Here is a 13961-nt window from a genome sequence, read left to right as displayed (position 1 = left end):
CATGGCCAAAACGTTGTACGAAAAATTGTTTGATGCGCACGTCGTCTTTGAGGCGCAAAACGAAACCCCACTGTTGTACATCGACAGGCATCTGGTGCATGAAGTGACCTCTCCGCAGGCGTTTGATGGTCTGCGCGCGCATGGCCGTCAGGTGCGCCAGCCAGGTAAAACCTTTGCCACCATGGATCACAACGTCTCTACCCAGACCAAAGATATCAACGCGTCGGGTGAGATGGCACGCATCCAGATGCAGGAGCTGATTAAGAACTGTAACGAATTTGGCGTCGAGCTGTACGACCTGAACCATCCGTATCAGGGTATCGTTCACGTGATGGGGCCAGAACAAGGCGTGACGTTGCCGGGTATGACCATCGTCTGCGGCGATTCCCACACCGCTACACACGGCGCGTTCGGCGCACTGGCGTTTGGCATTGGCACCTCTGAAGTTGAACACGTTCTGGCTACGCAGACCCTGAAACAGGGGCGCGCCAAAACCATGAAGATTGAAGTCAACGGTAAAGTAGCCGCTGGCATTACCGCCAAAGATATCGTGCTGGCGATTATCGGTAAAACCGGTAGCGCAGGCGGTACCGGACACGTGGTTGAGTTTTGTGGCGAAGCCATCCGTGCATTGAGCATGGAAGGCCGGATGACCCTGTGCAACATGGCCATTGAAATGGGCGCCAAAGCGGGTCTGGTCGCACCGGATGAAACGACATTTAACTATGTTCAGGGTCGTTTACACGCACCGAAGGGCGAGGATTTTGACCACGCGGTTACATACTGGAAAACCCTGAAAACCGACGACAACGCGACGTTTGATACCGTCGTTACCCTGCAGGCAGAAGAGATCGCTCCGCAGGTCACCTGGGGAACAAACCCGGGTCAGGTCATCTCGGTGAACGATAATATTCCCGACCCGGCGTCATTTGCCGATCCCGTTGAGCGTGCATCAGCTGAAAAAGCGCTGGCGTATATGGGGCTGAAACCGGGTATTCCGTTAACGGAAGTGACTATCGATAAAGTGTTCATCGGTTCCTGCACCAACTCGCGTATTGAAGATTTACGCGCCGCGGCAGAAATCGCCAAAGGGCGCAAAGTTGCGCCGGGTGTGCAGGCACTGGTGGTGCCGGGCTCTGGTCCAGTGAAAGCGCAGGCGGAAGCAGAAGGTCTGGATAAGATCTTTATCGAAGCCGGTTTTGAATGGCGTTTACCGGGCTGTTCCATGTGCCTGGCGATGAACAATGACCGCCTGAACCCAGGCGAACGCTGCGCATCCACCAGCAACCGTAATTTTGAAGGTCGTCAGGGCCGCGGTGGTCGCACGCATTTAGTCAGCCCGGCCATGGCCGCCGCTGCCGCCGTAACCGGTCATTTTGCCGACATTCGCAGCATCAAATAAGGAAACTACCATGGCAGAGAAATTTACCCAGCATACCGGCCTGGTTGTCCCACTGGATGCCGCCAACGTTGATACCGACGCAATTATCCCTAAACAGTTTTTGCAGAAGGTTACGCGCACCGGTTTTGGCGCCCATCTGTTTAACGACTGGCGTTTCCTGGACGAAAAGGGCCAACAGCCGAATCCTGAGTTCGTTTTAAACTTCCCGGAATATAAAGGGGCATCAATTCTGCTCGCACGGGAAAACTTTGGCTGCGGCTCTTCACGCGAACATGCGCCGTGGGCACTGACCGATTACGGCTTTAAAGTTGTTATCGCACCAAGCTTCGCCGACATCTTCTACGGCAACAGTTTCAATAACCAACTGTTGCCGGTGACCCTGAGCGACGCGCAGGTAGATGAAATGTTCGCACTGGTGAAAGCCAATCCGGGCATTAAATTTGAAGTGGATCTGGAAGCGCAGGTGGTGAAAGCAGGCGATAAGTCCTACAGCTTTAAAATTGACGACTTCCGCCGCCACTGCATGCTGAACGGTCTGGACAGCATCGGGCTGACGCTGCAGCATGAAGCGGCCATCACCGAGTACGAAGACAAGCAGCCAGCGTTTATGCAGTAATCTCTTCCGCTGGTCACCGCACTGTGGCCAGCCCTTTCTCTTCGCCTAAAGCGTATCGCCGTAATAGATTTGGTAGCCAAGATTGACGCTGCCCGGCGCATCTTTCCCGTTCAAACGCTTAATCAGAATATCCGCCGCCGTTTTGCCAATCTCAAAGCGTGGCGTAATCACGCTGGCGATTTTTTGCAGCCGCGCACGGCCAATTTCCAGCCCGTGGAAACCGGCAATCGCCATTTTTCCCGGCACATCGTACTGCTGTGCCTGACACTCCAGCAGCGCGCCAACCGCCAGGTCATCGTTGGTACAGAAAATAGCGTCAATATCCGGCTTTTCCCCCATCGCCTGCTGGAACATCTTGCGTCCCAGCGCCACCGACGAAATAGTTTTTGGCGCCAGGTGGTACGCTTCCAGTCCCTGCGCCGCCAGCGCTTTCTCGGTGCCGCGAAAACGGCTGAGGTCTCGGGGGTCATCCATCGAGCCAAAGAAAGCAATGCTGCGTTTACCGCTGTCAATAAAAGCCTGCGTCATTTCAAACGCGGCTTTTTCGTTATCAAACCCAACCTGTATATCAAGATACTGGCCGCTAATATCCATCAGTTCCGCCACCGGTACGCCGCTGGCGCGCACGTACTGGATCATCCGCTCGGTATGCAGCTTTCCCGTGAGGATCAGGCCGTCGATATTGTAAGAGAGCAAGTTCAGCACCTCACGTTCTTCACGCTCGGCATCATATTCGTAGTTGGCGATCAGCGTCTGGTACTGGCAGGCCGAGGTGACGGATTCAATCCCCGCCAGCACGTCGGCAAAGATCTGATTACGAAACGAGGGGATCAGCACACCAATGGTTTTGCTGCGTGCGTTGAGCAGAATTTCCGGGGCGCGGTTGGGGATGTAGTTGTTCTCTTCCATCACTTTCGAAATCAATTCGCGGCTGCGTTGCGACACCTGATTCGGGTCACGCAGATAACGGCTGACCGTCATCTTATTCAGCCCGGCCAGATTAGCGATATCCTGTAATGTCATCCGATTGTTTTTCATGAGGTTCTCTACGACCAACAGCCCATTATGCTCGCAGAGAACCTTATCACAGCCGGTTAGCGACTGCACTCCTCGCTCAACCTTAACGCGTAGCCATCTCAGCCGACGGCGACGTGGTTTCATTTTGCGCACGAACGCAGTACATCAGCACCACCGACGCCAGCAGAGCAATCGCCATGAAGGTGTAGGAGACGCCCGGCCCGCCGGTCACGCCGTTGAGGTAACCCACCAGCCACGCGCCGAGGAATGCCCCTAACGCGCCAAAACTGTTGATCATCCCCATCGACACGCCGGAGACGTTGCGTGGCAGCAGTTCGGGGATCAGCGCAAAGAACGGCCCGTAAGGCGCATACATACAGGCGGCGGCCACAACCAGCAGCGCGTAGGAGAGCCAGAAGGACTGGTTGCCCAACAGCCACGAGGCAAAGAACGCGATAGCGGCAATCAACAGCAGCGGCCAGATAAACAGTTTACGGTTCTGGAACTTATCGGACAGCCAGGAGACAGTCAGCATCAGGCAAATCGCCGCCAGATACGGCACCGCTGCCAGCCAGCCCACCGCCACGATGTCCATCTGAGCTGCATTTTTGAGGATTGACGGCATCCACATCATGAAGCCATACACCCCGATGCTCCACAGCGCATGCACCGCGCAAAGCATAATGACGCTGCGTGAACGCATCGCTTCACCGTAGTTACGCATCGGTTTGATGTCGCGCTGCTCGCGATCCATCGCCTGCTGTAATGCCTGTTTCTCCTGCTCGCTCAACCAGCCCGCATCCGCCGGTTTGTCGCGTACCAGAATCACCCAGCAGAACGCCCAGATCACCGCCGGGATACCTTCGATAATAAACATTTCGCGCCAGCCCCAGGCTTCAATCAGGTAGCCGGAGACTATCGACATCCACAGCACTGTGACCGGGTTGCCGAGAATTAAAAAGGTGTTGGCGCGCGAGCGTTCAGTTTTGGTAAACCAGTTGCTGATATAAATCAGCATCGCGGGCATCACTGCCGCTTCGACGATGCCGAGAATAAAGCGGATCGCCATCAGCGTTGGGATATTGCTGACAAAGCCGGTCGCCGCGGCACAAAGCCCCCAAAGGATCAGGCTGTAAAAAATCATTTTGCGCACGCTATGCTTAACGGCGTACATCGCGCCCGGCACCTGGAAAAAGAAGTAGCCCAGGAAGAATAACGCGCCAATTAACGATGCAGTTCCCTGAGTAATCCCCAAGTCATGTTCAATACCCGCGGCAGCGGCAAAGCCGTAATTGGCGCGGTCAAGATAAGCTAAGCTGTAGGTAATCAAAATAATCGGCATTAAATACCACCAGCGACGTGCTGGCAGTTTTGCGAGCATATTCATACTCACTCCTTGGATTATTGTTTTCGCTGGCAAGCCACGACTGCGGCCCATTATTTATCAGACCGCGGCGAGCATGCCGCCGTCCACAAACAGAAGATGCCCATTCACAAAGTCAGAAGCGGGCGCGGCAAGATAAACCGCCGCGCCGATCAGCTCCTCCGGGTTACCCCAGCGAGCGGCGGGCGTGCGCTGGAACAGCCAGGCGGAGAATGCTTCATCGTTGACCAGCGCGGTGGTCATGTCGGTGGCGAAATAGCCGGGAGCAATGCCGTTGACCTGAATATTGTATTCCGCCAGTTCCACGCACATGCCACGGGTTAACATTTTGACCGCGCCTTTTGACGCCGCGTATGGGGTAATGGTTTTACGACCTAATTCGCTTTGCATTGAGCAGATATTAATAATCTTCCCGCGGCGGCGTTGCACCATGTAGCGGGAAACCTGCTGCGACACCAGAAAGACCGATTTCTGGTTTACATCAATCACTTTATCCCATTCAGCCTCCGGGAATTCGGTGAAGGGATAACGACGCTGAATTCCGGCGTTGTTAATTAAAATATCAATGGCCCCAACTTCCTTTTCGATTTGCGCGATGGCGCGCGCCACCTCTTCCCCGTTGGTGACATCAAATCCATAGCCAACGGCGCGATAGCCTTCAGCCACCAGTTTGTCCGCCGCCGCCTGAGCACGCTGCTGGGTAATATCGTTAATCACAATCTCAGCACCGTGCGCCGCCAGACCGTTGGCCAGCAGGTTACCAATGCCCTGGGCGGAACCGGTAATCAGCGCGCGTTTACCGGTCAGGTCGAATAGGTTTTTCATAAAAAACTCCTTTTTTAATAACTGTTACGCGTAACTGTATACGCGTAACAGTAGAAAAAAGAAGATCCAGGAAGAGGAAAATGATCGTTATGTGATCAACATTACATTTACGTGCAAGATGAAAAAAAGAAGGATAGACCTGATAAGCGTAACGCGATCAGGCCGTAAGGACAGGTTACCGGATGGCGGCGTAAACGCCTTATCCGGCCTACAAAAACGACAAAAGCGAATACGAAATGTCGTCCGGTCGAGCACAGCGACGCCGGGATTGCACCGGACTAAACATCCTTCACCCGCCCGGTCATCCACAGCGTCACCACCGAAATCACCGCAATTACCCAATAGACGGCATAGTGACCGTAGCTTTGCGCAACAGCCCCCTGAATCACCCCTGCCAGAATGACTCCCGTTGAAATACTGTTGGTAAATAATGTGGTCGCTGATCCCGCACGTCCGGGCATCAGATCCTGAAACCACAGCATGCCTATCCCGGCGATAATACCGATAAATACCGCGTTAAACAGTTGCAGCACCAGCAGCGCCGTACGGCTGTGAAAGAAGATCAAACCAAGATAAAACAGCACGCCTGCCGCGACGGCCGCGATCATCATTCGCCGTTTGCCAAAGCGCTTCACGTAATAGCCCGCAAGAATCATCGCCGGAATTTCCAGTCCAGCTGCCGTCCCCATTAGAATCCCGGCCAGCTTGTCCGGCAAGCCCAGTTCGAGGCTTATCCACAGCGGCATATCGATGATGTACATGGTGTTGCAGGTCCACATCAGCGTGGAGGCAATAAACAACATACGCACATTTTTGTCCTGCCAACCGCCGGTCTGTTCCAGCGGCACGTCTACAGGCTGCTCCACCCGGGCAACTGACGGCAGTATCAGCGCAATCAGCACCAGGCTAATGGCAAAAATCCCTGCGGCAATGGAAAACATCGCCGTAAAGCCGTAATTCAGCGCCAGCATAAAAGCCAGCGGAGGGCCAATTACCCAGGCCAGTGAAAGCTGCGCACGCATCACCGAGCTAAACATCACCACTTCACGCGCGGAGTTATCAGCATATTCCCGCGCCAGCGCAAACAGCTGCGGCATGGCGGTATTCGCCAGCGAGGCCAGCAGCACACCGCAGGTGATCAGCGTAAGATAGTGACGATTAAAGGCAAACAGCAACGCATTGCCAATTGCCATCAGGCAGCAGAACATGATCAACTTACGTCGATCGCCCTGGCTGTCAGATCGTTTCGCAAGGCCAAGGCTGACGACGATCCCGACAATCGCATTGACGGTGTAAAACAGCCCGACCCAAAATGGCTGCGCCCCGACTTCACGGCTCAGGAACAGACTCAGCGTGGGTGCCTGCAATGCCCCCGCCACGCCCATCATAAAAGCGACCAGCATAAATGCCGCGTAAACGCCGTTGAGGCGCCGTCCCATGGTCATAATCCAGAGCATATCTTTCCTTTTAAGCGCAGCTGAAACGAAAAAAGCCAGCAGATAATACCTGCTGGCGCGGCGATTAACACCAATACTCAGTCACACATGATGTCTGCAATTTCCAATTCAGGAGTCAGATGTCATCTCCCACTGCATCAGCTCTTCGAGCATCTTTAAGCGCTGCGGGGCACTCGGGCAAGCCAACCAGGACGATTTTTCTGTCGCGGTAAAGTACTTCAACCAGAACTGACGCATAGATGACCCCTTCGTTGTCTCATCGCTTCATCGGAATCTATTATTGGCTTAATATAGGGATTATAAAATTGCTGAGTTTTCCGCAGGAGTTCCCCTTTTATGTCTTCTGGTCGTTTGCAACAACAGTTCATCCGTCTGTGGCAATGCTGTGACGGTAAGACGCAAGACACGACGCTCAACGAGCTGGCGGATCTACTGAGCTGCTCGCGTCGCCATATGCGTACGCTGCTTAATACCATGCAGGATCGTGGCTGGTTGACGTGGGAAGCTGAAGTTGGACGAGGTAAACGCTCGCGACTGACATTCCTCTATACCGGGCTGGCGCTCCAGCAGCAGCGCGCGGAAGACCTACTGGAACAGGATCGTATCGATCAACTGGTGCAGCTCGTCGGTGACAAAACGGCCGTCCGGCAAATGCTGGTCTCCCACCTTGGCCGCAGCTTTCGCCAGGGTCGGCATATCATGCGCGTTCTCTATTATCGCCCGATGCACAACCTGCTCCCCGGTACGGCATTACGCCGCTCCGAAACCCATATCGCCCGCCAAATCTTCAGTGCCTTAATTCGGGTAAATGAGGAAAATGGGGAACTGGAAGCGGACATTGCCCATCACTGGCAGCAAATTTCACCTTTGCATTGGCGATTCTTCCTGCGCCCGGGGATCCATTTTCATCATGGCCGCGAGCTGGAAATGGAAGATGTTATCGCCTCGCTGAGGCGCATTAACACCCTGCCACTGTACTCACACATCACGCAAATAGTTTCTCCCACGGCCTGGACGCTGGATATCCATCTGGCCCAGCCAGACCGCTGGCTTCCCTGGCTATTGGGGCAGGTCCCGGCCATGATCCTGCCGCGAGAATGGGAAACGCTAAACAACTTTTCCAGCCACCCGATTGGTACCGGTCCGTATGCGGTAATGCGCAATACCAATAACCAACTGAAAATTCATGCATTTGATGATTACTTTGGCTACCGGGCGCTGATCGACGAAGTTAACGTTTGGGTATTACCCGACATCGGAGAAGAGCCTGGCGGCGGGTTGACGCTAAAAGGCCCCACAGAGGATGAAAAGGCGATTGAAAGCCGCCTCGAAGAAGGCTGCTACTACCTGCTGTTTGATGCGCGTAGCCACCGTGGCGCTAATCAGGAGGTTCGCGAGTGGGCAAGCCGCGTTCTCTCGCCAACGAATTTAATCTGCCACGCCGATGAACAGTACCAGCGGTTGTGGTTTCCCGCCTACGGTTTGCTTCCCCGCTGGCACCACGCCAAACCTGGCCATGGTGAAAAACCCGCCGGGCTGGAAACGCTGACGATCACCTACTATCGCGATCATATCGAACACCGGATTATCGCGCAGATCATGAAAACGTTGCTGGCGCAGCATCAGGTACAGTTGAATATTCAGGAGATCGACTACGATCAATGGCATGCAGGTGAAATCATCAGCGATATCTGGCTCAACAGCGCCAACTTTACCCTCCCGCTGGACTTCTCACTGTTCGCCCATTTGTGCGAAGTCCCTTTGCTGCAAAACTGTATCTCGCGGGACTGGGAAAACGATGCGGCTCGCTGGCGAACGGGCGAAATGAGCCTGGCAGCATGGTGCCAACAGTTGCTCGCCACAAAGGCCATTGTGCCATTAATCCACCACTGGCTGATCATTCAGGGACAGCGCAGTATGCGCGGGCTGCGCATGAATACCCTCGGCTGGTTTGATTTTAAATCGGCGTGGTTTGCGCCGCCGGATCCATAAGAGCCAGCTCTTAATTGCTGCCCGGCAACAAAATCACTACACTAACGCCGTTCTCAACGGGGTGCTATGCAATATGCTGGCTGAGAGATACCCGTCGAACCTGATCCGGATAATGCCGGCGAAGGGATTTGAGGCTTATCTCAAGTCCTTTGCCACCCAACTCTTGAGGTGCAAAGTGTTTAAAAAATGTCTTCCGCTTTTACTGCTATGCGCAGCGCCTGCCTTCGCTAAACCTGTACTGACCGTCTATACCTACGACTCGTTCGCAGCTGACTGGGGCCCGGGCCCGACAATCAAAAAAGCCTTTGAAGCTGACTGCAACTGCGAGCTAAAACTGGTCGCGTTGGAAGATGGCGTCTCGCTGCTTAACCGCTTGCGCATGGAAGGAAAAAACAGCAAAGCCGACGTCGTGCTGGGTCTGGATAACAACCTTCTGGAAGCCGCCACACAAACCAAACTGTTTGCCAAAAGTGGTGTTGCAAACGACGCCGTTAACGTACCCGGCGGCTGGAAAAACGATACCTTCGTTCCGTTTGACTACGGCTATTTCGCCTTCGTTTATGATAAGAACAAGCTGAAGAATCCGCCCAAAAGCCTGAAAGAACTGGTAGAGAGCGACCAAAAATGGCGCGTCATTTATCAGGATCCGCGCACCAGCACGCCTGGATTGGGTCTGCTGCTATGGATGCAGAAAGTCTATGGCGATAAAGCGCCAGAGGCGTGGCAGAAACTGGCAGCCAAAACCGTCACCGTCACCAAGGGCTGGAGCGAAGCCTACGGCCTGTTCCTGAAAGGTGAAAGCGATCTGGTGCTCAGCTACACCACCTCTCCGGCCTATCACATCATCGCCGATAAAAAAGACAACTACGCCGCAGCCGACTTTAGCGAAGGCCACTATTTGCAGGTGGAAGTCGCCGCCCGCACTGCGGCCAGCAAGCAGCCGGAACTGGCTGAGAAATTCCTGAAGTTTATGGTGTCCCCGGCATTCCAGAATGCGATTCCGACCGGCAACTGGATGTATCCCGTGACGCAAGTCGCCCTGCCGCCAGGATTCGAGCAACTGAATAAACCGGCCACCGCGCTGGAATTTACGCCGCAGCAGGTTGCGACTCAACGTCAGGCATGGATTAGCGAATGGCAACGCGCCGTCAGCCGTTAATCCCCGGCTGGTTGGTTCCAGGGCTTACCGCCGCCACGCTGATGGTGGCCGTTGCCCTGGCCGCATTTCTGGCACTGTGGTTTAACGCCCCGCAGGGAGAGTGGCTCTTGCTGTGGCAAGACGACTACCTGTGGTACGTGGTGCGCTTTTCTTTCTGGCAGGCTTTTTTATCCGCTGTGCTGTCGGTTGTCCCGGCGATTTTCCTCGCCAGAGCGCTCTATCGTCGTCGTTTTCCAGGACGTCTGGCGCTACTGCGTCTGTGCGCGATGACGTTAATCCTGCCGGTGCTGGTCGCGGTATTCGGTATTCTTAGCGTCTACGGCCGCCAGGGTTGGCTGGCTTCGCTCTGGCATACATTCGGGCTGGAGTGGACGTTTTCGCCATACGGTTTGCAGGGCATTCTGCTGGCGCATGTCTTTTTCAATCTGCCGATGGCCAGCCGCCTGCTGTTACAGTCGCTGGAGAATATTCCCGGCGAACAGCGGCAGTTAGCCGCTCAGTTGGGTATGCGTGGCTGGCATTTCTTCCGTTTTGTTGAATGGCCGTGGCTGCGTCGTCAGATCCTGCCCGTCGCGGCACTCATCTTTATGCTGTGCTTCGCCAGCTTCGCCACCGTTCTGTCGCTCGGCGGCGGGCCACAGGCCACCACCATCGAGCTGGCTATCTATCAGGCGCTGAATTTTGATTACGATCCTGCCCGCGCAGCCATGCTGGCGTTGATCCAGATGGTTTGTTGTTTGGCGCTGGTACTCCTCAGTCAACGTCTGAGCCGAGCGATTGCTCCCGGCGCTACCCTGGTACAAGGCTGGCGCGATCCCGACGATCGCCTGCACAGCCGACTGGCTGACGCAATCCTGATTATTCTTGCCCTGTTGCTGTTACTGCCGCCGTTGCTGGCGGTGATTATCGATGGCTTAAACCGCCATGTTCTGGATGTACTGATGCAGCCAGTGCTGTGGCAGGCGCTGGGAACCTCGCTGCGCATCGCATTAGCAGCAGGAGCGTTATGCGTCGTACTCACCATGATGCTGTTATGGAGCAGTCGTGAACTTCGTGCCCGACAGCAACTGCTGGCAGGTCAGATGCTGGAGTTGAGCGGCATGATGATCCTCGCCATGCCGGGCATCGTGTTAGCTACCGGCTTCTTTCTGCTGCTCAATAACACCATTGGGCTTCCCGAATCTGCCGACGGTATTGTTATTTTTACCAATGCGTTGATGGCGATCCCTTACGCGCTGAAAGTGCTGGAAAACCCAATGCGTGACGTCACTGCGCGCTACAGTATGTTGTGCCAGTCGTTGGGCATTGAGGGATGGTCGCGCCTGAAAGTTGTTGAACTGCGCGCCCTGAAGCGCCCGCTGGCGCAGGCGATGGCGTTTGCCTGCGTCCTGTCGATTGGCGATTTTGGCGTAGTGGCGTTATTTGGTAATGAGGATTTCCGTACCCTGCCATTTTATTTATATCAGCAGATTGGCTCTTATCGCAGTCAGGATGGCGCGGTTACGGCGTTATTACTGCTGATCCTGTGCTTTACGCTGTTTACCGTTATTGAGAAATTGCCGGGTCGAAATGTTAAAACTGATTGATATCACATGGCTTTATCACCATCTGCCCATGCGCTTTACGCTGTCGGTCGCGCGCGGTGAGCAAATAGCTGTACTCGGGCCCAGCGGCGCCGGGAAAAGTACGCTTTTGAATCTGATTGCCGGCTTCCTCACGCCCGCCAGCGGTACCATGATGATTGACGGTGAAGATCACACCACCACGCCGCCCTCACGCCGTCCCGTTTCCATGTTGTTTCAGGAAAATAACCTGTTCAGCCACCTGAGCGTGCAGCAAAACATCGGCCTGGGCCTGAATCCGGGATTGAAGCTGAACGCATCGCAGCGGGAGAAAATGCACCACATCGCCCAACAAATGGGGATCGACTCACTGCTGGAGCGACTCCCCGGCGAGCTTTCCGGCGGGCAGAGACAGCGCGTGGCGCTGGCGCGTTGCCTGGTGCGGGAACAACCTATTTTACTGCTTGATGAACCATTCTCTGCGCTCGATCCTGCGCTGCGCCAGGAGATGCTAACGCTGGTCGCCGAGGTCTGTCGCGCGAAGCAGTTGACGTTACTGATGGTTTCTCACAGCGTAGAAGATGCGGCGCGAATTGCGTCCCGATCGATTGTTGTCGCCGATGGGCGCATCGCGTGGCAGGGCAAAACGGACGATCTGTTAAGCGGCAACGCCAGCGCCTCGGCGCTATTGGGCATTAAAGCATAATGCGTTGCCGGATGACGGCGTGAACGCCTTATCCGGCCTGCAGGTCGCACATTTTGTAGGCCGGATAAGGCAAGCAAAGGTATCGTCAGTAACCCACCACTTTGCGCAGAATATCGATATACACCGGCATCAGTGGATGGCGCAGTAACGCCACCAGCGCGACCACGCCGATCCCGAGCGTTAACGGCGCCAGATACAGCAAACGGCTGCGGGGGAAATACGCCGTTAAGCGATCAACAGCCGCTTTGCCACTGCGCCACAACCGCCAGCAAAACCACCCGCCCACCCAGAGCAACACCGCCGTCGCCAGCAGCAACCATTTAAAATCCCCGCTCTGCATATCAGAAGGGATATCAATTGCCGCTCCCGCCAGGATCCCCGGCAGGAAGTAGAACAGTGGCCACAGCACGCAGCCAATAATATTCGGGACGATAAATTTAGCGACAGGCAGATCCAGCATGCCTGCAACCATCGGCACCAGCGGGCGCGTCGGTCCGACAAAACGCCCCACCAGAATAGTAAACATGCTGTGCTGATGCAGGGCGTGCTCGGTTTTATCCAGCAACGCCTTGTTCTTTTTCATGAACGACCAACGGTGCAATGGCTTTTTAAAGCGCCAGCCCAACCAGAAGGAGATCCAGTCCCCCAACAGACAGCCGACGATGCCCGCAAGCCAGGCATGCCAGAAGTTCAGTTCGCCGCTGCCAATCAGCGCGCCCAACCCCGCCATCATCACGGTCCCGGGCAGAATCAGACCAACCAGCGCCAGCGACTCCAAAAAAGCCACCAGAAGTACGGCGATCAGAGAGTACAGGGCGGACTGGAGAATAAAGTGTTCCAGCAATGCTTGCATAATGTGTCCGTCAAATTTACGAAGCAGGGATTTTGATAACCCCTCTCAACTTCGTCAAGCCATCAATTGTCTGAATAGATTGCGAGTTATGACAACTTTCAGGATACATCATTCACTTTTTATTCACATCCTGCACGAAACTCGCTCGGACTGGCACCGGTACATTTTTTGAAAACACGAGAGAAATAGAGCTGATCGTCAAAGCCAACATTGCGACCTACGGTGGCGATAGGCATACGTGTGGTACTCAGCAGTAGCTTCGCCTGGCTGATGCGCTGGTCCTCGCGCCAGCTTAATACGCTGATCCCCAACTGCTGACGGAACAGATGCGACAAACGGGAAGGCGACAGGCAGACGTGCTGCGCGACGCTGGCGATATCAAAATTGCTGTCCGCCAGGTGATCGCTGATGTACTGGCAGGCATCGCGGACGCGGTTGTCCATGGGCGGGTGTAGCGATTCATTGATGGCTTCCATACGTCGGAGCAACAACTGCTCCAGTAAATTAATCGCCAGCAGTTCGGAATAACGACCCTCTCCCTGCCCAGCGTTAATTATTTGCCCAAACAGCTCGTTAAAATGCGGCTGATGTGCTTCATCCGGGCGGAAAAAACCGGTCTGGCCAAAAATGGCCGGCCAGGTCAGCCACTCCTGCCAGTAGGCGCGCGGGCGAAAGTAAACCCACTGGTGATACCACTCGCTGGCATCAGGATGGCGCCCGTAGTGGTGAATTTCTCCAGGTGGAAACAACAGAATATCGCCAGGCCGGCAGACAAACTGCTTGCCCTGATTATTGATAACCCCTTCGCCACGGATGGTGAGATTGAGGATATAACCCTTCATACCCAGCGGCCTGTCGATAAAAAAATCCAGGTATCCGTTCGCCTCGATGGGGGTTAATCCGGCCACCAAATGCGCGTTAAACGAATAACCTGGCAACAGGGGATCGTTTTGCGTTTCAGCCATAATTTCAATACTCCCTACGTCCT

The 13961-nt window shown here is 54.8% G+C and carries 13 protein-coding genes and 1 riboswitch; of the genes, 6 read left to right on the top strand and 7 right to left on the bottom strand.

Annotated features, from left to right (window positions below):
* Window position 1 precedes the first annotated feature (1 nt).
* Window positions 2–1402, top strand: coding sequence for a 3-isopropylmalate dehydratase large subunit (gene leuC / locus OGX92_RS10810; protein ID WP_286586536.1), 1401 nt, complete (start codon window positions 2–4; stop codon window positions 1400–1402).
* 10 nt (window positions 1403–1412) lie between these two features.
* Window positions 1413–2018, top strand: a complete 606-nt coding sequence (gene leuD, locus OGX92_RS10805; RefSeq protein WP_003829572.1) for a 3-isopropylmalate dehydratase small subunit — start codon at window positions 1413–1415, stop codon at window positions 2016–2018.
* A 45-nt stretch (window positions 2019–2063) separates the two neighbouring features.
* On the opposite strand, the gene idnR is transcribed toward leuD, so the two are convergent.
* The 5 genes from idnR to sgrT all read right to left on the bottom strand — a co-directional run bounded on the left by idnR (window position 2064) and on the right by sgrT (window position 6938).
* A complete protein-coding gene (idnR, locus tag OGX92_RS10800) occupies window positions 2064–3056 on the bottom strand; it encodes a DNA-binding transcriptional regulator IdnR (RefSeq protein ID WP_032934258.1) in 993 nt (330 codons plus the stop codon).
* Between the two features lie 82 nt (window positions 3057–3138).
* Window positions 3139–4422 carry an MFS transporter gene (locus OGX92_RS10795; RefSeq protein WP_286586535.1) on the bottom strand — a complete coding sequence of 428 codons (1284 nt, stop codon included), beginning with the start codon at window positions 4420–4422 and terminating at the stop codon, window positions 3139–3141.
* A gap of 57 nt (window positions 4423–4479) precedes the next feature.
* The gene (gene idnO, locus OGX92_RS10790; protein WP_003829575.1) at window positions 4480–5244 is read right to left on the bottom strand and encodes a gluconate 5-dehydrogenase; all 765 of its coding nucleotides are present in this window, start codon (window positions 5242–5244) and stop codon (window positions 4480–4482) included.
* Between the two features lie 278 nt (window positions 5245–5522).
* A complete protein-coding gene (locus OGX92_RS10785) occupies window positions 5523–6701 on the bottom strand; it encodes a sugar efflux transporter (protein WP_003829576.1) in 1179 nt (392 codons plus the stop codon).
* Between the two features lie 108 nt (window positions 6702–6809).
* Complete coding sequence (sgrT, locus tag OGX92_RS10780) at window positions 6810–6938, bottom strand: glucose uptake inhibitor SgrT (RefSeq protein ID WP_003829577.1); 129 nt, start codon at window positions 6936–6938, stop codon at window positions 6810–6812.
* A 99-nt stretch (window positions 6939–7037) separates the two neighbouring features.
* Between sgrT and sgrR the strand changes: the two genes are divergently transcribed.
* From sgrR to thiQ, 4 genes are all read left to right on the top strand, one after another.
* Window positions 7038–8693, top strand: coding sequence for an HTH-type transcriptional regulator SgrR (gene sgrR / locus OGX92_RS10775; RefSeq protein WP_191235767.1), 1656 nt, complete (start codon window positions 7038–7040; stop codon window positions 8691–8693).
* 47 nt (window positions 8694–8740) lie between these two features.
* Window positions 8741–8838: riboswitch (TPP riboswitch) on the top strand.
* Between the two features lie 30 nt (window positions 8839–8868).
* On the top strand, window positions 8869–9852 hold the full coding sequence (gene thiB, locus OGX92_RS10770; RefSeq protein ID WP_063941099.1) for a thiamine ABC transporter substrate binding subunit: 984 nt from the start codon (window positions 8869–8871) through the stop codon (window positions 9850–9852).
* Window positions 9828–11438 carry a thiamine/thiamine pyrophosphate ABC transporter permease ThiP gene (gene thiP, locus OGX92_RS10765; RefSeq protein WP_240389390.1) on the top strand — a complete coding sequence of 537 codons (1611 nt, stop codon included), beginning with the start codon at window positions 9828–9830 and terminating at the stop codon, window positions 11436–11438. Before thiB ends, thiP begins: the two co-directional genes overlap by 25 nt.
* The gene (thiQ, locus tag OGX92_RS10760; protein ID WP_286586534.1) at window positions 11422–12120 is read left to right on the top strand and encodes a thiamine ABC transporter ATP-binding protein ThiQ; all 699 of its coding nucleotides are present in this window, start codon (window positions 11422–11424) and stop codon (window positions 12118–12120) included. Before thiP ends, thiQ begins: the two co-directional genes overlap by 17 nt.
* Before the next feature lie 85 nt (window positions 12121–12205).
* On the opposite strand, the gene OGX92_RS10755 is transcribed toward thiQ, so the two are convergent.
* A complete protein-coding gene (locus OGX92_RS10755; protein WP_240389389.1) occupies window positions 12206–12973 on the bottom strand; it encodes a DedA family protein in 768 nt (255 codons plus the stop codon).
* Between the two features lie 119 nt (window positions 12974–13092).
* Window positions 13093–13938 carry an arabinose operon transcriptional regulator AraC gene (gene araC, locus OGX92_RS10750; protein ID WP_003829586.1) on the bottom strand — a complete coding sequence of 282 codons (846 nt, stop codon included), beginning with the start codon at window positions 13936–13938 and terminating at the stop codon, window positions 13093–13095.
* Between the last annotated feature and the right edge of the window lie 23 nt (window positions 13939–13961).

The sequence above is a fragment of the Citrobacter sp. Cpo089 genome, from assembly GCF_030332695.1.
In the GTDB taxonomy this organism is placed as follows: Bacteria; Pseudomonadota; Gammaproteobacteria; order Enterobacterales; family Enterobacteriaceae; genus Citrobacter; species Citrobacter portucalensis.
The sequence above is the reverse complement of the archived record's forward strand: the minus strand, read 5'-3'. Positions and strand labels throughout refer to the sequence as shown.

Excerpts from the sequence above, each read along its gene's own strand:
- leuC (WP_286586536.1), top strand. The coding sequence starts at position 2 with ATGGCCAAAACGTTGTACGAAAAATTGTTTGATGCGCACGTCGTCTTT.
- leuD (WP_003829572.1), top strand. The coding sequence starts at position 1,413 with ATGGCAGAGAAATTTACCCAGCATACCGGCCTGGTTGTCCCACTGGAT.
- idnR (WP_032934258.1), bottom strand. The coding sequence starts at position 3,056 with ATGAAAAACAATCGGATGACATTACAGGATATCGCTAATCTGGCCGGG.
- OGX92_RS10795 (WP_286586535.1), bottom strand. The coding sequence starts at position 4,422 with ATGAATATGCTCGCAAAACTGCCAGCACGTCGCTGGTGGTATTTAATG.
- idnO (WP_003829575.1), bottom strand. The coding sequence starts at position 5,244 with ATGAAAAACCTATTCGACCTGACCGGTAAACGCGCGCTGATTACCGGT.
- OGX92_RS10785 (WP_003829576.1), bottom strand. The coding sequence starts at position 6,701 with ATGCTCTGGATTATGACCATGGGACGGCGCCTCAACGGCGTTTACGCG.
- sgrT (WP_003829577.1), bottom strand. The coding sequence starts at position 6,938 with ATGCGTCAGTTCTGGTTGAAGTACTTTACCGCGACAGAAAAATCGTCC.
- sgrR (WP_191235767.1), top strand. The coding sequence starts at position 7,038 with ATGTCTTCTGGTCGTTTGCAACAACAGTTCATCCGTCTGTGGCAATGC.
- thiP (WP_240389390.1), top strand. The coding sequence starts at position 9,828 with ATGGCAACGCGCCGTCAGCCGTTAATCCCCGGCTGGTTGGTTCCAGGG.
- thiQ (WP_286586534.1), top strand. The coding sequence starts at position 11,422 with ATGTTAAAACTGATTGATATCACATGGCTTTATCACCATCTGCCCATG.
- OGX92_RS10755 (WP_240389389.1), bottom strand. The coding sequence starts at position 12,973 with ATGCAAGCATTGCTGGAACACTTTATTCTCCAGTCCGCCCTGTACTCT.
- araC (WP_003829586.1), bottom strand. The coding sequence starts at position 13,938 with ATGGCTGAAACGCAAAACGATCCCCTGTTGCCAGGTTATTCGTTTAAC.